Source organism: Amycolatopsis sp. NPDC059657 (assembly GCF_042734395.1).
Classification (GTDB): Bacteria; Actinomycetota; Actinomycetes; order Mycobacteriales; family Pseudonocardiaceae; genus Amycolatopsis.
Map to the genome: position 1 here is coordinate 130593 of NZ_JBHWEB010000004.1, position 20633 is coordinate 151225.

The 20633-nt window shown below is 67.2% G+C and carries 23 protein-coding genes; 15 read left to right on the plus strand and 8 right to left on the minus strand.

Annotated features, from left to right (window positions below; all coding sequences use genetic code 11):
* Positions 1–95: 95 nt before the first annotated feature.
* Positions 96–1067 carry a saccharopine dehydrogenase NADP-binding domain-containing protein gene (locus ACFV15_RS03755; protein WP_378348580.1) on the plus strand — a complete coding sequence of 324 codons (972 nt, stop codon included), beginning with the start codon at positions 96–98 and terminating at the stop codon, positions 1065–1067.
* Positions 1064–2140 (plus strand): threonine aldolase family protein, encoded by a 1077-nt coding sequence (locus ACFV15_RS03760; protein WP_378348581.1) that lies wholly within the window; start codon positions 1064–1066, stop codon positions 2138–2140. Before ACFV15_RS03755 ends, ACFV15_RS03760 begins: the two co-directional genes overlap by 4 nt.
* Positions 2141–2146: 6 nt before the next feature.
* Here the strand turns inward: ACFV15_RS03760 and ACFV15_RS03765 are convergent, their stop codons facing one another.
* On the minus strand, positions 2147–2845 hold the full coding sequence (locus ACFV15_RS03765) for a GntR family transcriptional regulator (RefSeq protein ID WP_378348582.1): 699 nt from the start codon (positions 2843–2845) through the stop codon (positions 2147–2149).
* Positions 2846–2967: 122 nt separating this feature from the next.
* On the opposite strand from ACFV15_RS03765, the gene ACFV15_RS03770 reads away from it, so the two are divergent.
* The 5 genes from ACFV15_RS03770 to ACFV15_RS03790 are packed head-to-tail and all read left to right on the plus strand — an operon-like array spanning position 2968 to position 7231.
* On the plus strand, positions 2968–4215 hold the full coding sequence (locus tag ACFV15_RS03770; protein WP_378348583.1) for an MFS transporter: 1248 nt from the start codon (positions 2968–2970) through the stop codon (positions 4213–4215).
* 10 nt (positions 4216–4225) lie between these two features.
* A complete protein-coding gene (locus ACFV15_RS03775; protein WP_378348584.1) occupies positions 4226–5020 on the plus strand; it encodes a putative hydro-lyase in 795 nt (264 codons plus the stop codon).
* On the plus strand, positions 5021–5767 hold the full coding sequence (locus ACFV15_RS03780) for a LamB/YcsF family protein (protein WP_378348585.1): 747 nt from the start codon (positions 5021–5023) through the stop codon (positions 5765–5767).
* Positions 5767–6375, plus strand: a complete 609-nt coding sequence (locus ACFV15_RS03785) for an allophanate hydrolase subunit 1 (protein ID WP_378348586.1) — start codon at positions 5767–5769, stop codon at positions 6373–6375. The genes ACFV15_RS03780 and ACFV15_RS03785 overlap by 1 nt, the downstream gene beginning before the upstream one ends.
* Positions 6365–7231, plus strand: a complete 867-nt coding sequence (locus tag ACFV15_RS03790; RefSeq protein WP_378348587.1) for a biotin-dependent carboxyltransferase family protein — start codon at positions 6365–6367, stop codon at positions 7229–7231. The genes ACFV15_RS03785 and ACFV15_RS03790 overlap by 11 nt, the downstream gene beginning before the upstream one ends.
* On the opposite strand, the gene ACFV15_RS03795 is transcribed toward ACFV15_RS03790, so the two are convergent.
* On the minus strand, positions 7206–7844 hold the full coding sequence (locus ACFV15_RS03795; RefSeq protein ID WP_378348588.1) for an alpha-ketoglutarate-dependent dioxygenase AlkB family protein: 639 nt from the start codon (positions 7842–7844) through the stop codon (positions 7206–7208). The genes ACFV15_RS03790 and ACFV15_RS03795 overlap by 26 nt on opposite strands.
* Before the next feature lie 82 nt (positions 7845–7926).
* On the opposite strand from ACFV15_RS03795, the gene ACFV15_RS03800 reads away from it, so the two are divergent.
* The 3 genes from ACFV15_RS03800 to ACFV15_RS03810 are packed head-to-tail and all read left to right on the plus strand — an operon-like array spanning position 7927 to position 10537.
* Positions 7927–8409: a SigE family RNA polymerase sigma factor gene (locus ACFV15_RS03800; protein WP_378348589.1), complete on the plus strand. Its 483-nt coding sequence runs from the start codon at positions 7927–7929 to the stop codon at positions 8407–8409.
* Positions 8406–9563, plus strand: coding sequence for a hypothetical protein (locus ACFV15_RS03805; protein ID WP_378348590.1), 1158 nt, complete (start codon positions 8406–8408; stop codon positions 9561–9563). Before ACFV15_RS03800 ends, ACFV15_RS03805 begins: the two co-directional genes overlap by 4 nt.
* Before the next feature lie 41 nt (positions 9564–9604).
* Entirely contained in the window at positions 9605–10537 is a 933-nt protein-coding gene (locus ACFV15_RS03810) for a catalase family peroxidase (RefSeq protein ID WP_378348591.1), read from the plus strand.
* A gap of 22 nt (positions 10538–10559) precedes the next feature.
* Here the strand turns inward: ACFV15_RS03810 and ACFV15_RS03815 are convergent, their stop codons facing one another.
* The 6 genes from ACFV15_RS03815 to ACFV15_RS03840 form a co-directional block, all read right to left on the minus strand.
* A complete protein-coding gene (locus tag ACFV15_RS03815) occupies positions 10560–10703 on the minus strand; it encodes a hypothetical protein (protein WP_378348592.1) in 144 nt (47 codons plus the stop codon).
* A gap of 62 nt (positions 10704–10765) precedes the next feature.
* The gene (locus tag ACFV15_RS03820) at positions 10766–11833 is read right to left on the minus strand and encodes a zinc-binding dehydrogenase (RefSeq protein ID WP_378348593.1); all 1068 of its coding nucleotides are present in this window, start codon (positions 11831–11833) and stop codon (positions 10766–10768) included.
* A 30-nt stretch (positions 11834–11863) separates the two neighbouring features.
* A complete protein-coding gene (locus tag ACFV15_RS03825) occupies positions 11864–12184 on the minus strand; it encodes a transcriptional regulator (RefSeq protein ID WP_378348594.1) in 321 nt (106 codons plus the stop codon).
* A 79-nt stretch (positions 12185–12263) separates the two neighbouring features.
* Positions 12264–13058 (minus strand): LLM class flavin-dependent oxidoreductase, encoded by a 795-nt coding sequence (locus tag ACFV15_RS03830; RefSeq protein WP_378348595.1) that lies wholly within the window; start codon positions 13056–13058, stop codon positions 12264–12266.
* Positions 13059–13125: 67 nt separating this feature from the next.
* Positions 13126–13803, minus strand: a complete 678-nt coding sequence (locus ACFV15_RS03835) for a metal-dependent transcriptional regulator (protein WP_378348596.1) — start codon at positions 13801–13803, stop codon at positions 13126–13128.
* Between the two features lie 16 nt (positions 13804–13819).
* On the minus strand, positions 13820–14260 hold the full coding sequence (locus ACFV15_RS03840; RefSeq protein ID WP_378348597.1) for a GNAT family N-acetyltransferase: 441 nt from the start codon (positions 14258–14260) through the stop codon (positions 13820–13822).
* 287 nt (positions 14261–14547) lie between these two features.
* Between ACFV15_RS03840 and ACFV15_RS03845 the strand changes: the two genes are divergently transcribed.
* The 5 genes from ACFV15_RS03845 (at position 14548) to ACFV15_RS03865 (ending at position 19575) form a co-directional block, all read left to right on the plus strand.
* A complete protein-coding gene (locus tag ACFV15_RS03845) occupies positions 14548–15159 on the plus strand; it encodes a hypothetical protein (RefSeq protein ID WP_378348598.1) in 612 nt (203 codons plus the stop codon).
* Positions 15160–15173: 14 nt separating this feature from the next.
* Positions 15174–15797 (plus strand): DUF3558 family protein, encoded by a 624-nt coding sequence (locus ACFV15_RS03850; RefSeq protein WP_378348637.1) that lies wholly within the window; start codon positions 15174–15176, stop codon positions 15795–15797.
* 5 nt (positions 15798–15802) lie between these two features.
* Positions 15803–17116: a hypothetical protein gene (locus ACFV15_RS03855; RefSeq protein WP_378348599.1), complete on the plus strand. Its 1314-nt coding sequence runs from the start codon at positions 15803–15805 to the stop codon at positions 17114–17116.
* On the plus strand, positions 17117–17857 hold the full coding sequence (locus ACFV15_RS03860; protein WP_378348600.1) for an ESX secretion-associated protein EspG: 741 nt from the start codon (positions 17117–17119) through the stop codon (positions 17855–17857).
* A gap of 86 nt (positions 17858–17943) precedes the next feature.
* Positions 17944–19575, plus strand: a complete 1632-nt coding sequence (locus ACFV15_RS03865; protein ID WP_378348601.1) for a recombinase family protein — start codon at positions 17944–17946, stop codon at positions 19573–19575.
* Positions 19576–20633 lie beyond the last annotated feature (1058 nt).

The window sequence follows — 20633 nt, forward strand, 5'->3', positions numbered from 1 at the left end:
CTTGGACCGGCGCTTCCGAGCCTCGCCCGTGAGGGGGGGCGGGCGGCCGCCCCCCACCCCCACCACACGGGCCCACGAGTCCTTAAAGTGGCACCATGCTGGTGGTACTCGGTGGTTACGGTGAAGTCGGCTCGGCCGCGGTCAAGACCCTGACCACCTGGTATCCCGGCGAGGTCGTCATCGCGGGACGCGATGCGGCGAAGTGCGCCGAACTCGCCCAGGCCACCGGGGCCATCGCACGTCCGGCCGACGTCACCGGCGACCTCGACGAGGTACTCGCCGGAGCGACCGTCGCGATCATGTGCGTCGAACGCGACAACGAACGTGTCGCCCGCGCGTGTCTCGACAAGGGCATCCACTACGTCGACGTCAGCGCGTCACCCGACGTGCTGGACGCGCTCAGCGCACTCGAACCGGGCAAGGCCACCGCCATGCTCGCGGTGGGGGTGGCGCCGGGCCTGTCGACCTTGCTCGCCCAGCGCGTACTGGCCGCGTTGCCCTCGGCGACGCACGTCGACGTGACGATCCAGCTCGGGCTCGGCGAACACCACGGCGACGACGCCGTCCGCTGGACCGTCGGCACGCTGGCCACGGCCAAGGCCCGCGGGCGGATCCACCCCGTGCTGCCCAGCTTCGGCAAGCGGACCGCGTTCGCGTTCCCGTTCGCCGGGCACGACCACCTCGGCGTGCCGGTGACCACGTATTTGTGCTTCGACTCCGCATTGGCCACGAGAGCGTTGTTCGGATTGCGCGCACTCGGCGTGTTCGCGCTGGCCAGACGCCTGCGCGCGGAAAGGCTCGCGGCCTCGGCGCTGTCCGCCTTCCACTTCGGCACCGCCGACTTCGTCGTCCAGGCGGAGGCGGTGTCCGGCACACGGCGGATCGGCAACGCCGTCAGCGGTAATGGCCAGGGCCAGGCCACCGGGGTCATCGCCGCGCTCGTCGCCAGGCAGCTCCGCGAGGGCGAGCACGAGCCGGGCATCCGCTATCCGGCTTATTCGGATGATGTGATCGGGCGGCTGGGCCAGCATGGCATGACCGACCACGGGCTGAGGGAAGTCGAATGAACATCTGGCAGGACCGTTTCGACGGCGCCCAGCGCTTCCTGTCCGGTCATCGGCGCCGGACCAGCCGCGAATGGCTGACGCACCTCGCGGACGCGCCGGGCGCCGACGAGTCACCGGACATGTACAACGAGGGCCCCGCGCTCCAGCGCCTCGAAACCGACATGGCGCTGCTACTCGGCAAGCCCAAAGCCCGGTTCGTGGTCAAAGCCGTCATGGCCCAGCAGGCGCTCCTGCGGGTGTGGACCGAACGCACCGGGCATCGCACGGTCGCGCTCCACTCACTCAGCCACATCGAACGCGACGAGGACGACGGCTACCGGCGGCTGCACGGCCTGCGTGGCGTCACACTCGGCAGCACCGGCCCGTTCACCGTCGACGACCTGCGGAAGGTCAACCAGCCGCTCGGGGTCGTCACCGTCGAACTGCCGATCAGCATGGGCGGGCACCAGCTGCCGGCCTGGGACGAGCTGACCGCCATCTCGCGGTGGTGCCGCGAGAACCGCGTCCCGCTGCACTTCGACGGCGCGCGCCTGTGGGAGAGCGCGCCGTATTACGGGAAGTCGCTCGCCGAGGTCGCCGCGCTCGCCGATTCGGTGTACGTGTCGTTCTACAAGACGATCGGCGGGCTCGCGGGCTGTGTGATCGCGGGCGACGAGGACGTCATCGACGAAACCGTCCCATGGACGTCCCGGCACGGCGGCAACGTCTTCACCGTGTTCCCGTACGTGCTCGCCGCGCGCGAAGGGCTGCGCACGCGGCTGCCCAAGATCGACGGCTACCGCTCGCGCGCGCGAAGCCTCGCCGACGCGATCGCCCAGGTCCCCGGGGTCTCGGTCACGCCGAATCCCCCGCACACCAACGCGTTCCGGGTCTTCCTGCCCGGCACGCCCGAGCAGCTCACCGAGGCACACCGCGCGCTCGTCGACGCCGAGGCCGTCTGGCTGTTCAACGCCTTCGAAGCGACCGGTGTCCCGGGGCTGAGCCAGACCGGGGTCACGGTCGGCGACGCGACCGAGGAACTCACCGACGAAGAGGTCGCCAGGCTGATCGGGCTACTCGTCGCGAAGCTCTGACGGCCTTCACGACTCCTCGGCCGGCTCCAGCTTCGCGTAGGCGTCGACGAGCTGGCGTTCGGCGTCGTTGAGGTACGACGAGAGCAGCGCTGCGGCACCAGGGCCTTCGCCCTTCCCGATGAACTCGAGGATGTCGTGGTTGCGCGGCAGATAGCGCTCGTGGAACCGGCGAGGGTCGGCCATCTGCTGGAAGACGAGCCGCAGCTCGGCGGAGAGCACGGTCATCAGCTCGTTGACCCGCTCGCTGTGCGCGAGCGACGCGACCGCGCCGTGGAAGTGGATGTTCGCCGTGCCGAGATCGCGCCAGCGCTCTTCGCGGGCGGCGAGGTCACCGTCGGCGACCGCTTTGGCAAGCGTCTCGTACTCGGCGGGGCGCTTGGTGAGCACTTGGACCGCCGAGCATTCGATGAGCCTGCGCACGCGGTAGATGTCGCGGACGTCTTCGACCGTCGGCTTGCGCACCGAGACGCCGCGGTTGAGCTCATGGGTGAGCAGCCGCTGATGCGTGAGCAGGCGAAAAGCCTCGCGCAAGGTGTTGCGGGAGACGCCGAGCGCGGTGCCGATGTCGAGCTCGGACAGCCGCTCGCCCGGTTTGAAGAAGCCCTCCGCGATGCGCGTGCCGAGGATGTCCGCGACGCGCTGCGCCGTGCTGGTGCGGCCCAAGAGGGCCCGGTCGGCCGCTAGCCCGTCATCGGCGGTGATCACCTTGTCATCTTACTCAACATGAGCCTCTGTCACCATGAGGACAAGAGTCTTGTGGAATTGTTCAACAATCATCTACGGTGTGAGCCATGCCACGATGAGGTCCTCTTCGAAGCGAGGTGCTGATGAACGCGATAGCAGCCACAGACGAAGACACCCGGCCGTTCGCCTGGTACCGCACGCTCAGCCCGCGCGGCCGCCGCGCGTTCGCCGGCGCGTTCGGCGGGTATGGGCTGGACTCCTACGACTACTGGGTGCTGCCGTTCAGCATCGGCGCGATCATCGCCTACTTCCACATCTCGACCGGGACCGGCGGCCTGCTCGGCACCGTCACGCTGGTGGTCTCCGCGATCGGCGGCGCGGGCGCGGGCATACTCGCCGACCGCATCGGCCGCGTCCGCACCCTGCAGCTGACCGTCGCTACGTACACCCTCTTCACCGTCCTCTGCGGATTCGCGCCCAACTTCGAAACACTGCTCGTGCTGCGCGGCCTGCAGGGTCTCGGCTTCGGCGGCGAATGGGCGGCCGGCGCGATCCTGATCGCCGAATACGCCAAGCCGAAGTTCCGCGGCCGGACCGTCGCCTTCGTGCAGAGCTCGTGGGCGGTCGGCTGGGGCCTGCTGGTCTTCGTGCAGACGATCGTGTTCACCGCCGCGCCGGACGACATCGCCTGGCGGATCCTGTTCTGGACCGGTGTCATCCCCGCGCTGCTCGTCCTGTGGGTCCGCCGCAACGTCCAAGACGCCGACGAGGCCACCGAACGACGCGAACGGTCCGCTTCGAAAGGTTCGTTCACCGCGATCTTCAAAGGCGACCTGCTCCGCACCACGCTGTTCGCGGCGCTGCTGTCCACCGGTGTCCAGGGCGGCTACTACACGCTCGCGACCTGGCTGCCGACCTACCTCAAGAAGACCCGCGAGCTGACGGTCATCAACAGCACCGGCTACTACGCGGTGCTCATCGCGGGCGCGTTCATCGGTTACGTCTGCGGTGGCTATCTCACGGACCTTTTGGGCCGCAAGAAGAACATCTGGATCTTCGCGGTCCTCTCGGCCGTGCTGATCTTCGCGTACACCCAGGTTCCGCACGGCGCGAACGGCCTGATCCTGGTGCTGAGCTTCCCGCTCGGCTTCTCGATGTCGGCGATCTTCGCTGGCTTCGGCTCGTTCCTCGCGGAGCTTTACCCGACCGAGGTGCGCGGCACCGGGCAGGGCTTCACCTACAACTTCGGCCGGGCGATCGGCGCGATCTTCCCTACCGTGGTGGGTTTCTACGGCGTCGGCGGCGCGCTCGTGCTCGGCGCGGTCGGCTACGGCATCGCCGCGCTCGCGTTGTTCGGACTGCCGGAGACCCGCGGACGCGCACTCACGTAGAGGAGTTGACATGACCACGATGCAGGACCCGTCGACGCTCACCCCGGCCGCAGCTCGTGCGTTGTTCCGCTCCGGCCGGACCAGGCCGACCGCGGGCTGGGCCACCGGGTTCACCCAGACCAACCTGATCGCCGTGCCCGAGAACTGGGCCTACGACATGCTCCTGTTCTGCCAGCGCAACCCGAAACCCTGCCCGGTGCTCGACGTCAGCGAACCCGGCGACCCGACGACCGAGCTCGCGCCCGGCGCCGACCTCCGATCCGATCTGCCGCTCTATCGGGTGTGGGAGAACGGTCAGCTCGCGGGCGAGGTGTCGGACGTCAGCGGGCTGTGGCGGACCGATCTGGTCGCGTTCTCGATCGGGTGCAGCTTCACGTTCGAGACCGCGCTGGCCGAAGCCGGAATCCCGCTGCGGCACGTCGATCAAGGCCGCAACGTTGCGATGTACGTGACGAACGTCGAGTGCAGGCCTGCCGGAAGGCTGCACGGGCCGATGGTGGTCTCGATGCGGCAGATCCCGGCGGACCGGGTCGAGGACGCGACCAGGATCAGCGCCGCGATGCCCGCGGTGCACGGCGCACCCGTGCATGTTGGCGATCCGGCCCGGCTGGGTATCCAAGACCTGGGGCGGCCGGACTTCGGCGACCCGGTCGACGCGGAACCCGGTGATGTGCCGATGTTCTGGGCCTGCGGCGTGACACCCCAGGCCGCGCTGATGGCGTCGCGGCCGCCGTTCGCGATTACGCACGCGCCAGGGCACATGTTCGTTTCCGACCGGCGAGACTCGGATTATCGGGTGGTGTGAATGGACCTCAACAGTGATCTAGGCGAGGGCTTCGGGGCTTGGAGGATGGGCGACGACGAGGCGATGCTGGACATCGTCTCCAGCGCCAACATCGCCTGCGGCTTCCACGCGGGCGACCCGAGCGTGATGCGCCGGGTCTGCGAGCAGGCGGCGGAGCGCGGGGTCACGATCGGCGCGCATGTCGGGTACCGCGACCTCGCGGGGTTCGGCAGGCGCGCGCTCGACATCGCGCCGGACGATCTCACCAACGAGGTGATGTACCAGATCGGCGCGCTCGACACGTTCGCGATCGCGGCGGGATCCGGCGTGAAATACGTGAAGCCGCACGGCGCGCTGTACAACACGGCCACCGTGGACAGCGCGCAGGCGGCGGCCGTGCTCGACGGGATCCGGCGGTACGGCACCGATCTGGCGGTGCTGTGCCTGCCGGGCTCCGAGCTGGAACGGCTGGCGCCGGAGTTCGGGCTGACCGCGGTCGCCGAGGCGTTCGCGGACCGCGCGTACACCCCGGCGGGCACCCTGGTGTCACGCCAGGAACCCGGCGCGGTGGTGCACGATCCCGATCTCGTCGCGAAACGGGCGGTCACCATGGCGACCGCAGGCGAGGTCGAGACGGCCGAAGGCGTGCTCAAACTCGAACCGGCGTCGTTGTGCGTGCACGGCGACACCCCCGGCGCGGTCGAACTGGCCCGCCGGATCCGCGAAGGCCTGGTGTCCGCCGGTGTCCCGATCGGATCGTTCGCCTGATGCGCATCCTGCGTTATGGGGCACGGGCCGCGCTGGTCGACTTCGACCGGATCGAAGAGGTGCTAGGCCTGCAGGCCGCCATCGACGGCGAGCCGCCTGCCGGTCTCGTCGAACTCGTGCCGGCGGCCCGCACGATCCTGCTGCGCTACGACCCGGACCGCACGAGTTTCGAACGGCTCTGCGACACGGTCCAGCAGTACTCGTTCACCGAGGCCGACCGTTCGGCCGGACACGAGGTCACCGTGCCCGTGACCTACGACGGTGAAGATCTCGCTTACGTGGCAACGGAAACCGGCTTCAGCGTGCGTGAGGTGATCGCGCGGCACATCGGCGGCGCGTACACGGTCGCCTTTTGCGGGTTCGCGCCCGGTTTCGGGTACCTGACCGGGCTCGACCCCGCGTTGCGGCTGCCTCGCCGCCGGACCCCGCGCACCCGTGTGCCCGCCGGTTCGGTCGCCATCGCGGACGAATACACCGCCATCTATCCGAACGAGTCACCCGGCGGCTGGCAGCTGCTCGGGCACACGGCGCTCGCGATCTGGGATGTCGACCGCGACCCGCCGCAGCTGCTCGCGCCCGGCACCAAGGTCCGGTTCCATGAAGTTTGAGGTCCTCGCGCCCGGTCCGCAGACCACCGTCCAGGATCTGGGGCGGCCCGGTCTCGCCGCTCTGGGCGTCGGCCGAGCGGGTGCGGCCGACCGGGCGTCCTTGCGCCTGGCCAACCGCCTGGTCGGGAACCCCGAGTCGCACGCGGCGCTCGAAGTGACCTTTGGCGGGCTTCGCGTGCGCTTTTCGGAGGACACCTGGGTGGCCGTCACGGGTGCCGCTTGCGTGGTGCGCGGCGGCCGGTCACCGGGACTGGGTGTGCCGATTCTGGTGCGAGCTGGAGAAGACTTTTCGCTTGACGCGCCTTCTCAAGGCTTACGAAACTACGTCGCCGTGCGAGGTGGCGTAGAAGTCGCGCCGGTACTGGGTTCCCGTTCGACGGACACGCTCGCCAAACTCGGCCCTCCCGCGCTGACCGCGGGTATGACGGTGCCGATCGGCCGCGGAACACTGGCCTTTCCGGCCGTGGATTTGGCTCCACAGCGAGCTTTTCCGGACCAATTGGTGCTGCATGTGACCCCAGGCCCGCGCTGGGATTGGTTCGTCCCCGGCACTTTGGCCCAGTTGGCCTCCGCTCCGTTCCAAGTGACCTCCGACGTGAGCCGCGTCGGTGTCCGGCTGGCCGGGCCGTCCCTTGTCCGCGCCAACGACGCGGAACTGCCGCCTGAGGCCGCCGTCCCCGGCGCGCTGCAGGTGCCACCGGCGGGCAACCCGATCCTGTTCCTTGCCGATCACCCCGTGACCGGCGGCTATCCGGTGGTCGCCGTGGTGGACGAAGCCGACGTCGACCTCGCCGCGCAGGCCAGGCCCGGCCAGAGCGTGCGGTTCGTGCTCAGAAACCGGATACCCGGAGCGTGATGTTCAGCCTGCCGCTCAGGTCCAGCCCGGGATCTCCGTGGTCAGGCACCGTCTTCGTGACGCCGTGAAACGCGAGCCGCGACGGCCCGCCGAACACGAACAAGTCGCCCGAGCGCAGCTCGACGTCCGTCCAGGGCCGTCCCCTGTTCTCGGTGTTCCCGAACCGGAACACGCACGCGTCGCCCAGGCTCAGCGACACCACGGGCTCCAGGCTCGCTTCGTCCTTGTCCTGGTGCAGGCCCATTTTCGCGGCGCTGTCGTAATGATTGATCAACGCGATGTCCGGCCGGTATGCGACAGCCGTGCCGTAGGCGTCGGACACCGCCCGCTGCCCCAGCTCGGCGAGCCAGTCCGGGAAAGGCGTGACGGGCGCGCCGTTCACGTCGTCGATGGTCTTCGAGTACTTGTACGGGTACCAGTGCCAGCCGAGGCAGACCGTTCGCACCGACATCACCCCGCCGTTGGGTAACCGCGCGGCCCGAAACCCCGCGTTCGGCGTCGCCCATTCCCGGCAGGCGGCGACCAGCCGTCGCCGGGTCTCCAGGTCCAGCCAGTCCGGGACGTGCACCGCGCCGGGCGCGACCTCGGCGCGGGGCCGCGGGATGAGGTCCATGTCCTGAAATTACCCTCGAAGCCACTCAACCTTTCCAGGGACCGCTCGGTCTAGGGGAGGTCTGGGTACGAAGGGGGCAGCTGTGCGGCAGGTCGATCAACGGTTCGAAGAGTTCGTGCTCCGGCACTACAACGAGCTGTTCCGGTACGCGATGATCCTGTGCGGCGATCGCGGCGACGCCGAGGATCTCGTGCACGACGCGCTCCTGAAACTGGTCCGCCACCTGCGCAGGCTCGATATCGAATACGAACGCGCGTACGCACGCAAGGCCGTCTTCAACCTCTTCCTCAGTGGCAAGCGGCGCAAGCTCAAGGAGTTCCTCGGCGACAAGCGCCACCCCGTCGAGCCGGACATGGCGCCGAACGTGGCACTGCGCGACGAGATGCTCGCCTTGCTGCTCACCCTGCCCAAGCGTGAACGCGCCGTGATCACCGCCCGCTTCTACCTCGACCTGTCCGAAGCGGACACCGCCGCGCTGCTCGGCTGCAGCACCGGGACGGTGAAGTCATCGACCAGCCGAGGGCTGGCCAAGCTCCGCAAACTGCACACCGAGGTGACGATATGAACGACTTTTCCCATGAGGTCCGCGCCAGGCTCGCCACCGCCACCCTGCCGTCGCCGGACGAGGATCAGGCCGCGCGCGCGGTCCGCGGCGTGCTCCGCGCCCGCGACAAGCGTCGGCAACGCCTGGCCGTCACAGCGGTCGCGGCCGTCGTGCTCGCCGGGGGCGGCTTGACCGCGGTTATGCAGACAAGCGCTCCACCGGGCATTGCCCCGCCGGCCTCGAACGTGCTGGCGGAGTCGATGTCCTGGCCTCAGCGCGGCGCGCTGATCGGCGACACCGAGCTGGTCGACCGCTCGGCCGAGGCCTGGCGTCAAGCGTTCCCCCAGGATCGCGCGTCGAACTCACCGGTGCTCTTCGCCGGTCCCGCGGGCAACGCGACGGGGCAGAAAGCGGACATCGTCGTGCTGCGAGGCACCGATGAACAGGGCCGCACAGTCGTCGCCTTCGCCACCACGTCGCTCACCGACCTGAAACCGGATCGCTCGAAAATGAAGATCCGCGCACGCCAGGTACTCGACAAGCCGCTGGACTCGGTCCCACTGGTCGGCTTCGTGACCACGATGCCGTTGGGCAACGAACAGTTCAACTCCAGCTTCGCCTTCGCGCTGACCGCGGCAGGCGTCAACGACGCCAGGATCGTGTCTTCCATCGACGATGGCCCCGCCACACCCATGGTGGACGGCGCGTTCTCCGTGGCGATGCGGCAAGGCGCCGGTAGGTGGAACACCGCGGCGCTGCTCCGCGGTCGCGGCACGTTCGAGCTCGCCTCGGGTGTCAGCGACGTTGTAGCCCGCGACATCAAAGTGGTCAAAAACGGCACCAAGCTGACCATCGACGGGCAAGCGGCCATCGGCGACTTGATCGTGACGAAACGGGGAGTCGTGGGCCTCGTGACACCAGGCGGTGTCATCGACACGAATCTCGATCACCTCAACGACCTGCAGGCCGTCGACGGCACCTTCGACGGGACCAGCTACCAGCCCGAGCCGGGCAAGAATCCGACCGACGGCGCCCATCTGGTGCTCGACCACTTCGGCAGCGCACTGGTCAAGATCAGCGTCGGCACCATCCACTGGGAAGCAGGCGCCTGGCAGGTCACCCGCAGCCAGCCCGTACCTGACGGAGTCGAGGACGCGATGGTGATCAAGCGGTGAACTTTTATCACGATGTGAAGGAAGTCTGCTAGTTTGCGCCCATGGCCTCCGAACTGCCGAAATCCCAGCTTTCAGTCACCATTGTGGACACCATCGAGCACCTCAAGGGCACGCATGCCGGCTACCGTCGCGCCCACGCGCGCGGGGTCTGTTACGACGCCACGTTCACCCCGACCGGCGAGGCGGGCCCGCTCACCACGGCGGCCCACCTGCAGGGCGAACCGGTCAGCGCGACCGTGCGGTTCTCGCACACCGACACCAACCCGCACGTGCCCGACGGTGACCGGGCCGTGCGCGGGTTCGCCACGAAGTTCCACCTGGCGGACGGCACGAACACCGACCTGATCACGGTGAACCTCGACCGGTTCGTCGCGTCGACCCCGGAGTCCTTTCTCGAGCTGCTGCACGCGGCCGAGCCGGATGCCGCGACCGGAGCGCCCGATTTGGACAACATCAAGGCGCATGTGGGCGCCCATCCGGAAGCCGGGCCAGGTCTCGCGGCCGCGGCCGTCGTCGGCATCCCGGTCAGCTATGCCGCCACGACCTACTGGGCCATTCACGCCTTCTTCTGGCGGAACGCCGACGGCGTCGCCCGCCCGGTCAAGTACCGCTGGGAGCCGGACCTCGACCCCGCGAACGCCGAGGACACCACGAACTGGTCGGCCGAGCACCTCGCCGAAGAACTGGCCGAACGCCTCAAGTCCGGCCCTGCCGGATTCAGGCTGATCGTCCAGCTCGGCGAAGAGGGCGACAACACCGACGACTCCACGCAGGTTTGGCCCGCGGAGCGGACCGAAATCGTCGCGGGGCATCTGTCGATCACCGGCGAGGCGGCCGACCAGGAGCACTGGCAGAACCAGGTCTTCGACCCGACCTTGCTCACCCCCGGCATCGAGGCCTCCGACGACCCGGTCCTCGCCGCGCGCAGCACGATCTACGCGGTCTCCTACGACCGGCGCGTGCACAAGCGCTGACGAATCCAGGGTTCCGGCCGAGTTAGCGGGTTTCGACCTTGCGCCTGACCTCGGCCGGATCACGGGGGCTCTCGATGACCCGGTGACCACGGAAAGTGACGCCCGCCTGGCGAATCGTGAGAAGAATCCGGTTCAGCAGCTCACGCTCGGAATTCTTTGTCACCACGCGCCGGACATTAGCATTGTCCGTACCGAAAACACAGTTTCCTGCTGGTTGGAAATGTTTCCTCACCGCGCGTTAAGAGAAAATTCCACCACTGTCACGCCAGCTTGGGCCGGAATTGGATCATTCATCGCGACCAGCGCGGCCGGCACGTCGTCGAGCCCGATGCGTTTGCCGATCATCCTGGTGAGATCGATTCCCGAATCGGCCACCACGCGCAGCATCTCCGGATATTCGTGCGCCTGCAGGCCGTGCGTGCCGATGATCTGCAATTCACCGCCGATCACCCTGTGCATCGGGATCGGCGCGATCCCCTGCGCCGGTGGCATCAACCCGACCTGCACGTGCTTACCGCGTTTGCGCAGGCTGCCCACGCTCGCCGCACAGGTCGACGGCGTGCCGACGCAGTCGAGCGAGACATGCGCGCCGCCGCCGGTGATCGTGCGGACGGTCTCGGCGACCGCCTCCGGCCCGTCGAACTCACCCGCGTCGACGGCCGCGACCGCGCCGAGACTCATCGCGAGCGCACGCGCGTCGGCCGACAGGTCCACGGCGACCACTCGCGCACCCGCGGCGACCGCGAGCATCACCGACGAGATCCCGGCGCCGCCGCAGCCGTAGACCGCCACCCACTGGCCGGCCTGCAGCGCGCCGTGGCGCAGCACCGCGCGGAAAGCGGTGCCGAACCGGCAGCCGAGCGCGGCCGCCTCGGCCGAGCTGAGCGATTCGGGCAGCGCGACCAGGTTGACCTCGGCGAAGTCGATCGCGACGCGCTCGGCGAACGAACCCCAGTGGGTGGCGCCCGGCTGGAACTCGCGGTCGCAGATCTGCTGGTTGCCGCTCGCGCACTGCGCACACGAGCCGCACGCGCAGACGAACGGCACGGTCACGCGATCGCCGATCCGCCAGTCGCGCACGCCTTCACCGAGCTCGACGATCCGCCCCGCCAGCTCGTGGCCGGCGACATGCGGGAGCACGACGGCGGCGTCATGACCGAGCCAGGAGTGCCAGTCGCTGCGGCACACCCCGGTCGCCTCGACCGCGATGACCACCCCGCCCGGCGCGGCGACCGGCTCGGGCACCTCCCGCACCGTGGGCAGCACACCGAACTCTTCGAAGACAACTGCCCGCACCGCGCTCCCCTTCTCAGGCCTGATCGAGCCCTATCCTGCCTTGGTGCGCGGGAGCGACAGGAGATGGGTGAGCGACCCTGGCGGAACCTCCAAAACCTCTTCCAGATGATCGAGCACGAGCAGTGATTCCGCCCGCTCCGGACGGCACCGGCCCGACTGCCAGTGACTGAGCGTGGCGAGACTGATGGATACGCCGCGCCCCCGCAGCCGGTACCTGATGCGGTCCAGCCCGAGCCCCCTGGCGCGGATCGCGGCGCGCAGCGCCGCTTCGAATGGACCGGATTCGAGCAGTCGCTCGAAGTCGGATCCCGTGGCCCCCCGGTCGATGATGTGCGTTCGCTGACCGGTCATGTTCGCTCCCAAAAGAACAAGCTGGGCCATGCAGCGTAGGCGTGTCTTTGCTTGATCGCCAGGGTCTTGCGACCCGTGATCAGTTCCCTACCAGCCGCTCCACAATGGGCGCGAACTGTTCCAGGTAGCCGGAATTGACGGTGATATAGGAAATCCCCCACTGGGCGCGCCACCGGCGAAGCGTGTCCGCGGCGTGATCCGGATCTTCCGGGAGCACCGAAACCGCACCGGACCCGGCCAGCTCTTGAACATCGATACCGTACTGCTTCAGCCAGGGCGCCGGTTTCCCGGCGACCGCGGTGAGATTCATCGCCAGCTCGACGTCACGGTCCGATTCGAAACTGTCCACAATAGACTTCGCATCGGCCTCGGTGGTCTGCGGACGCCACGCGAAACTGAGCGTGTCGGCCTCACGCGCGGCCAGCGCGAGCATCTTCGGACGGCTGCCGGCGAGCAGCAGCCGGGGTCCGGGCGCGTGCTCCCTGAGGTAGTCGATCGTCTCGCTCAGCCGCGCCAGCCTCTTTGCGGGAGAAGGGAATTCCCCGCCGAGCGCGACGGAACGCTCACCGGCACCGGGGTGCCCGACGCCGAGCCCGAGCTCGAACCGGCCGGCCGTGATGTCGTGCAGGCTCTTGACCTGCCAGGCCAGCTGCCGCCGATCACGGTACGGATCGGCGAGCACGAAGGTGCCGAGCTTGAGCGTGCTGGTGACCGCGGCGGCGGCCGAGAGCAAGGTCAGCGGGTCGGCGTCGACGACCGGATCGGTCGCCAGGAAGGTGTCGAATCCGAGGTCTTCGGCCTGCTTCGCAAGCCCGGTCCAGGTGGGGAGGTCACGTGCCATCCCGGCGACGATCCCGAAGCGGAAAGGTTTCATGCCCCCATGGTGGTCAGCACAGCGCGTAACCACATCCGCCCGGCTACGACACTCGCGCGTACGCCCGCTAGCGCAACGCCACGCTGAGTGCCTGCGCGATCTCCTTGCCGATGGCGTGCGTCGCCGCGTCCGGCGGCGACCCGACCTTGACCACCATCGGGCCGCCGAACGGCTGCCGCTCGACGACCTCGATCCGCTCACCCAGCCCGATCGCGTGCTCGGTCAGGTAGCGCAGCAGCTCGGGGTCGGTGTCCCAGACCCGCACGATCTCCCCGACGGCGCCGGGCGGCAGGTCGTCGAGGATGCGCATCGGCAGTTCCTCGACGCTCCCGTCCTCATCCGGGATCGGGTCCCCGTGCGGGTCACGCACGGGATTGCCGAGCTTGGCCGCGATCCGCTCGACCAGCCGGTCGGAGACGGCGTGCTCCAGCGCGTCGGCCTCGGCGTGCACCTCGTCCCAGGTGTAACCGAGCTCGGAGACGAGATAGGTCTCGATCAGCCGGTGCCTGCGCAGCACGGACCGGGCGAGCTGGCGGCCCTCGCCGGTGAGCTCGATGCCCCGGTACGGGACGTGCGCGACCAGCCCCAGCTGTGAAAGCTTGGTGACCATGCCGGAGGCGGACGACGGGCTGACCTCGAGCCTGCCGGCCAGCGTGGTGTTGGTGACGGCCTCGCCACGCTCGGCCAGCCCATAGATCACCCGGACGTAGTCCTCGATGGACGACGACCTCCGGCTCACACTCATGACCCCTACTTTACGGTCACGCCTCCCACGCGTACCGCGTCCATTCATGGACCGGGTGCGCCCCGAGCTGCTTGTAGAACTCGGCGGCCTTCTCGTTCCCCTTCTGCATGTCCCACGAGATCCGCCCGGTGGTCCGGGTCCGCAGCGCCGTCAGCAGCTCACGCCCCAGCCCGTGCCGCCGGTGCTCCGGCCGGATGAAGAGGTCATCGAGCCAGATCCCCGGCTGAGCCATCCACGTGGAGAAGTTCCAGTTGCAGAACGCGAACCCCGCGACCCGCCCCGGCGCGTCCGGCGCCTCGGCGATCAGCACCCACGCCCGCGGATCCGGCCCGAACAGATGCTTCGTCATCTCGGCGCGATCGAGGCGCAGGTCGTCCTTGCCCTCGTAGACGGCGTGCTCCTCGATGAGGGCACAGATCTCTTCGAGGTCACCGACCTCGGCGTCACGCACGGGCATCAGGGGTCCTCCTGCTCGGCCTTCACAGCTGTCCGGCCACTGTATCCAGCGGCTGGGCGGAGTTCAGCGGACTGAGAGCGAGGTCGCTCGGCTGTTTGAGCGACCTAGTCCACTGTCCTCTTCGGCTTCGAACTCGCGGGATCCATTCGCCCTCCCCGCGCGTCTCACTCCCGTGAGCGATGCCGACGGCTGCCCGAGACGACCGATGAAGCCATTTCGCCCCATCGGGGAAAACCCATGCGGTAATCTCACGCGCGGGCAGTCACATGGGGTGAGGGGATAGAAACATGGCTTCCAGAGGCGACGACTTCTTGAAGAATCTGCTTGGCCATGACTCGAGCAAGACCATCCAGACCGCGTCGAACACGACCGGCGGCGCCCGCCCGGCTCCGACCGACGCGCCACCACCGAAGCAGCCCACCGCTGCCGAGCGCAAGCAGAAGGCCGAAGAGGAGATCGAGCGGGAAGCTCGCGAGGCAAGGGAAGAAGAGAAGGACCGCACCAGCCCCTGGAGTCAAATCTTTCCTTGGGAAAACACCCCGCGCCCCGAAGGCGGCGGCTCCGGCCCAGGTGGCTACAAGTTCAAACGCGAGGTGATCGAGAAGAAGATCACCGAATGGCAAACCCTTCGCGATGAACTTATCGAGGATGGCCTCGAAATCCAGCAGGCTTTCGAAGCGATCCAACCACCTTCTGAAGATCAGCCGGCGAAAGAGCAGGCGGATCAGGCCAAGAAGTCGATACTCGCGGCCCGGCAGCATAACCAAAAGATGCAAAAGTACGCCGAGCTTTACATCCAGGCCCTGGAAGAGGCCATCGGAAAGTACGAGCATCGCGAAGAGGCCGTTTACGATACTTTGGCAAAGCCTCCCTCCGGTACCGGCTCTCTCTACACCTAGGAATGACTGCACTGATGCGTAGGAAGCAAGCCCTCACCGCCACGTTGCTAGTCGCCACACTGGCGCTCAGCGCGTGTTCGGATAAGACGCCCGGCGTTGGCACACCTGTTCCTTCAGGGAGCGCGCCTTCTTCCCCTCAGCAGTCATCTCCCGGCACGAGTGCCAACAACGCCGCCAAAGCCCCTCCGGTGACGAAGCCGCTGAACGGGTCGAAGTTCATTGAAGACCCTTGCCTCAGCCTGACCCAGACCCAACTGGCGGCCTTCGAAACGACCGACCCCGGCAAGCGGAACGACGGGGCCGCCAAAGCTTGCGACTGGAAGCTCGGCACGAGCGGTGATGTGGTGGCCGAGGTGTCCTACAACCCGAGTCTCACTGCAGGCTTGAGTCACCTTTACGCCCAGAATGCGGCTGGCTTCTATTCGCAAGGTTACTTCGAAGCGACCCAGCTTGACGGATATCCCGCAGTGCGCCTTGACGCGATCGACGCTCGCGCCGACGGAGACTGCGCCTTGAGCGTGGGGATTTCGGAGCAACTGTTCTTCACCGTCCGGATCAACGGCAAGACCGGAACGAACGGTTGCAAGGCAGCGGAGAACGTCGCGAAAGCCGCCTTGACGACAATCCGGGAGGGGTGACCGAGATGTCTTTTTGGAGTGAGATCTTCGGCGGCATGAGTGGCCAAGAGATCTACGAGAACTTCGCGAACGCGCAGGGTCCTCGTGGCTTGGAACAAGGCAGCCTCCACCTTTCGAAGGTCGAGGTCTACTACACCAGACGAGAAGAGCAGATCACCGCCATCGCCGGATCGATGGAAGAAGGCTGGACCGGTGACGCCGGAGGAGCGGCCAGGCGCGGCGCCGGCCCGCTCGCGATCGCCCATGGCGGCGCGGCACAGGAGTTAGCCACGGCCAAGGATGCCTTGATCACCCAGTCCGACGACTTCTACCGCGTGAAGTCCTCCGTGGATCCCGTGCCCGAGCCTCCCGACAAGCCGTCCACTTTCAAGAACGTCATCACGTTGGGTGGCGCACAGTCGAACTACGAGAACAAGGTCCGCGAGTCCAACGAGGTAGCGCAGAAGAACGTCGCCGCGATGGACGACTGGACGACCGCGTCCGGGTACAACGGCCGGGTCATGCCGACCGAGTTCGGTGATCTCGACCCCAACGCCTTCAAGATCACGATCGACGACGGCAAGGTCCCACCGCCCATCGAGTGGCGGCCGATCAAGCCGCCTCCGCCCGGCGGGAAGGAACCCGACGACGGCAACGACAAAGGCACGATCAAGCCGGGGACGGGTAAGGACGGCACCGGCGAGGACGGCACCGGGCGCAAACCCGGCGAGATCAAGGTCCCGCCACCACCGGACGACGGCAGGCGGCCGGGCCGGGACGATGAACAAACCACGCCGGAGAAGACCAAGACTCCGCCCAAGCTGCCACCGGGGATCCCACCCGACGACGGCCGGATCCCCGGCAGGATCCCGGGCAAGGACGACGAAGACGGTGGCATCTGGGGACCGACGGGGAGCGGCCGTGGCGGCGACACCGGGACTGGCACGGGCCGCGGTATCGGCACAGGAAGTGGGTCCGGCAGCGGCTCCGGTAGTGCGGGTGGCCGCCTGACCGGCGGTGGAGCATCGGGCGCAGGCTCGTCGACCGGAGCGAGCGATCGGCTCGGCGCTGGGCGCGGTAGCGGTGTCGGCGGGATGGGTCCGGGTGAACCTGGCGCCCGTGGCGGCGCGGGTGCGCGTGGCGCCGGTGGGCGCGGCGCGGGCCCGGGTATGGGCGGCATGGGGCAGGGCGGCCGTGGCGGAGGCGACGAGGACGAAGAGCACCAGAGGAAGTACGTGCTCGAGGACGACGCCGCCTTCCAGCTGACCGATGAGGACGGCGAGAAGTACGTCGACCCGCGCACCGGAATGTCTCCCGTCACTCCGGTGATCGGCGAGTAGATGTGGTTCGAACAGCCCGAGAAGTTCCGGGCCGAAGAGCTCGCGGCCATGGTGACGAAGACGACCGGCGGCGACCTGCACATCGTGCTGGCGCCACAGGCCGTCTGGCTTCCGCCTGCCGCGAAGGAGCAGGTCGAAAAAACAATCAGCGAGCTGCTGATGCGATACCCGACCGACCCCGACGAGCGTGACGAGCCGGATTTCAAGGCGATCGCGGAGCTGCTCAGCCGTCCGCCGGAGGCGCGGTACGGCTGGATCAGTGACACCGTCAACGGCACCAAGCTGAGTGTGCTGGTGGCGGGCACCTCATGGTTCGGCCTCATCGCCGTGCGCGAGGGCAATGACATCTGGGTCAGGACGTTCCACCCGGAGCGCCTCAGCCTCATCTTGGCGGAGGTGCTGCCCGAGCAGGCGGGAAAGCCGGCGGGCTTCCCGATCAGCGTGCTCCGCAGCGAAATCGCCGAGGCGGAGAAGACGGGCAGCGGCAGTCAGGCCGTACGCCGGGCTCAGCGGTTCGCGGAGCTGACGCCGCATGTCATCGCCGAGTTCAACGCGGAAACCCGGCCGGCCGGTGGCAGAAGGCATCGCAACGCGAACCCGTTGCGGGTCTACGACACCGAAGAAGGCCGGTGGACACTGCTCTGCCGCCCGCACTACGGCGACGAACGGCTCGACCTCGCGCCAGCGGGCACGGAGGAAGTAGCCGCACTGCTGGACGAACTCCGCCGAGAGCTGGCCTGAAGCTCGTGAGTGTTGCCGACGGTTAGCAGCCAAGTGGGTCAACGAACTACACTCCCTTAAGGCGTCTACCAGCGAGGATACTCACGATGAGCGGATCGGCACCCCGGAAGCGGCGGAGGTTCAAGAAGCAGGTCAGTGAGCGGCCACCGGTCGTCCCGTTCACCCCGGACGGTGACGCGGCCTTGTGCTACGTCCGTCAGTCGCACTTCACGGACGAGAGCACGTCTAAGGAGGTCCAGACGCGGGACACTCACCGCTGGTGCAACGCCTATGAGTTGCCGATCGTCGAGACCGTCGATGACCTGCACGTCTCTGGCGACTTGGAGCCGTACAAGCGGGCAGGGCTCAAGGTGTGGCTGACCGACGCGCCGCCCAAGCCGTGGAAGACGCTGGTTGTCCCGAAGCTGGACAGGCTGGTCCGTAACGTGATGGACGCGCTGACCTTGCTGGACTGGCTTCGGGCACGCGGCAAGCGGCTGATCTGCATCGCGGAGGGCATCGATTCGAGCAATTCGATGTCGGAGTTCATGATCACGCTGATTGCGGCGTTCGCTCGCATGGAACGGGAACGCATGCAGGAACGCTTCCGCTCAGCCAGGGCGATGCTGAAGGACGCGGGGCGTTGGGGAGGGGAAGGCCACCTGTACGGGACCATGCCGGTTGAGATACCCGGCGGCGGCTGGATTCTTGGACTCGACCCGTACGCGGTCAAGATCCTGCACACACTGTCCAAGCAGGCCCGGAAGGGTGACGGCTTGTCGGTGATGTGCGAGTGGCTGACGAGCAACAAGGTCGTCACCCCGCGCAACAGGCAAGCGCAGCTAGCGGCAGAACGGCGCGGGGAGGATGCCTCCACAGTCGAACTGAAAGAGTACGAATGGTCACCGAGCACGGTTCGCCGCGTGCTGGAGCACCCTGATCTTGTGGATCTCGGCATCTTCGAGCCCGCCGAGCAAGCGGAGATCTCTGCGAAACTGGACGAGAAGGCCAACCGCAAGACACGCGGCAGCAACCAGCCTTACGGCCTGTCCGGCATCCTGGTCTGCCCGGATTGCCTTGACCCCCTCTGGCACCGAATCGGCTCCCAAACGCGCACCCGCAAGGACGGCTCAACGAAAGAGTACGAGTATCACTACTGGCGTTGCCCGACGCGGAAGCACGGCCCGTCGCTGCGAGCGGATGAAGTCGAACCGCTGGCGGAGAAAGCGTTTTACAAGCTCTTCGCAATGGTCCCGGTCCGGGAACGGATCGTGCTACCGCCCACCAGCCACGCGAACGAGATAGCCAAGCTGGAACGCGAACACGCGAAGCTGATGGCCGGGGTAGCGCGAGCCGAGACGCAGGAAGACCGACGCCGCGTCGTGGCCGACGGTGACAAGATCTTGGCCGATATCGATACGCTCAGAGCGCTTCCGGCCGATCCTGGGGGCGTGCAGTGGGTTCCGACGGACCGGACCTGGCAGCAAGAGCTAGAAGGCATGTCGACGGAAGATCGTCGTCTGCGGTGGCTCGAACTCGGGTTCAGCTTCGCGGCGAAGAAGAGGCCGGATGGCTCCTGGTCGGCTCGCTGGTGTCTGCCGGTCGGCTGGCGGGAAGCGATGCCGGAGGTAGCCGACTGGCAAGACCGGGCAGGCAAGACCGGTGACACGATCGACATAGCGAGCCTGCTCGACTCCATAACGGCAGAACCTGCCGAGCCAGAACACGAGGAGAACTAGCCCGAACATCTTAAACGACAGAGGACTCTCCGCATTGCGAGCGGCGGGGTCCTTTGTCGTTCAGGCCTGCAGAAACTGTAGTCCGACTATGTCGACCTTCCCATGGCGCGCGGCTCGCTGACATCGTACAACTCCACCTTTATTAGCGAACGAGCATCGTTATCGTCTGGCGGAGCAACCTTCCGAACCAAGCTAACCTTCTGCTCCCATTGCAAAATATGTTGACGGTCGGACGCCCGCATGGTCGCCGTTATTGACCGTGTATCACCGATATTCTGCAGTGGCGGCAATCCGGTTAGCTCAATAAGTAAAGGGGCATCACCCGCCCACGAGTTTGGCACTTGGCCTGCAATTGTCGGCAACTCTCCAATGCCTACTCGGCGTCCGCGTGAATCGTGCACAACCACCCGGACGTCTTCCGCAGGGAATCCTGCTGTATTCCGGACTTCGACCGTCTCGGTAGTCGTCGAATCGGGGATATCGCTCCGATTCGAATGAAGCGCCAAGTAGGGTCGGGTTGCGTACGCCAATGCGTCGCGGCTCTCTCTGGCGGCCTTGCCACTCGCCAGCGCCGACCTCCACGATGCGACTGCGGATGCCGTGCCAGCGAGCGCGCTCACCATCCCCGCCACCGCTGACAACGTCGTTACTTCGACCACTGCCCCTCCGGTCAACGTTTCAGTGCCGCAAATGTCATGTCACCTGTAGACGCTACCCCGGCTTGGACGGCGAACAGAGAATACTCGCCGCCAGAGCTGTGATTCCAGCCGCCTCTTTCACGCCACGCGGGCGGTGCCCCCTGCGGTCAAGCGAGCCCACTGGCACTACCTGATCGGATGGTGGTCCCTGTTAACGCTGACAGGGGTATCTCCGTCATATGGCGGAGATACCCCTGTTGTTGTGGCCAGTAGGGCAGCCGTTCTGATCTACCGGGCGCGCCGCACATGGTTCAGCGCGTCGGTAACCGCGCCGATCCTGGTAAGCACCTGCTCGACGTCAGCGCCGTCCACGGTTACCCAGACTGAGCCGTCCGGGGTTGTCGTGAGCGTCGCTGAAAC

Bases quoted from the DNA above. Each gene is read 5' to 3' on its own strand.
- ACFV15_RS03755 (WP_378348580.1), top strand. From the start codon at position 96: ATGCTGGTGGTACTCGGTGGTTACGGTGAAGTCGGCTCGGCCGCGGTC.
- ACFV15_RS03760 (WP_378348581.1), top strand. From the start codon at position 1,064: ATGAACATCTGGCAGGACCGTTTCGACGGCGCCCAGCGCTTCCTGTCC.
- ACFV15_RS03770 (WP_378348583.1), top strand. From the start codon at position 2,968: ATGAACGCGATAGCAGCCACAGACGAAGACACCCGGCCGTTCGCCTGG.
- ACFV15_RS03775 (WP_378348584.1), top strand. From the start codon at position 4,226: ATGACCACGATGCAGGACCCGTCGACGCTCACCCCGGCCGCAGCTCGT.
- ACFV15_RS03780 (WP_378348585.1), top strand. From the start codon at position 5,021: ATGGACCTCAACAGTGATCTAGGCGAGGGCTTCGGGGCTTGGAGGATG.
- ACFV15_RS03785 (WP_378348586.1), top strand. From the start codon at position 5,767: ATGCGCATCCTGCGTTATGGGGCACGGGCCGCGCTGGTCGACTTCGAC.
- ACFV15_RS03790 (WP_378348587.1), top strand. From the start codon at position 6,365: ATGAAGTTTGAGGTCCTCGCGCCCGGTCCGCAGACCACCGTCCAGGAT.
- ACFV15_RS03795 (WP_378348588.1), bottom strand. From the start codon at position 7,844: ATGGACCTCATCCCGCGGCCCCGCGCCGAGGTCGCGCCCGGCGCGGTG.
- ACFV15_RS03805 (WP_378348590.1), top strand. From the start codon at position 8,406: ATGAACGACTTTTCCCATGAGGTCCGCGCCAGGCTCGCCACCGCCACC.
- ACFV15_RS03810 (WP_378348591.1), top strand. From the start codon at position 9,605: ATGGCCTCCGAACTGCCGAAATCCCAGCTTTCAGTCACCATTGTGGAC.
- ACFV15_RS03825 (WP_378348594.1), bottom strand. From the start codon at position 12,184: ATGACCGGTCAGCGAACGCACATCATCGACCGGGGGGCCACGGGATCC.
- ACFV15_RS03830 (WP_378348595.1), bottom strand. From the start codon at position 13,058: ATGAAACCTTTCCGCTTCGGGATCGTCGCCGGGATGGCACGTGACCTC.
- ACFV15_RS03835 (WP_378348596.1), bottom strand. From the start codon at position 13,803: ATGAGTGTGAGCCGGAGGTCGTCGTCCATCGAGGACTACGTCCGGGTG.
- ACFV15_RS03840 (WP_378348597.1), bottom strand. From the start codon at position 14,260: ATGCCCGTGCGTGACGCCGAGGTCGGTGACCTCGAAGAGATCTGTGCC.
- ACFV15_RS03845 (WP_378348598.1), top strand. From the start codon at position 14,548: ATGGCTTCCAGAGGCGACGACTTCTTGAAGAATCTGCTTGGCCATGAC.
- ACFV15_RS03850 (WP_378348637.1), top strand. From the start codon at position 15,174: ATGCGTAGGAAGCAAGCCCTCACCGCCACGTTGCTAGTCGCCACACTG.
- ACFV15_RS03855 (WP_378348599.1), top strand. From the start codon at position 15,803: ATGTCTTTTTGGAGTGAGATCTTCGGCGGCATGAGTGGCCAAGAGATC.
- ACFV15_RS03860 (WP_378348600.1), top strand. From the start codon at position 17,117: ATGTGGTTCGAACAGCCCGAGAAGTTCCGGGCCGAAGAGCTCGCGGCC.
- ACFV15_RS03865 (WP_378348601.1), top strand. From the start codon at position 17,944: ATGAGCGGATCGGCACCCCGGAAGCGGCGGAGGTTCAAGAAGCAGGTC.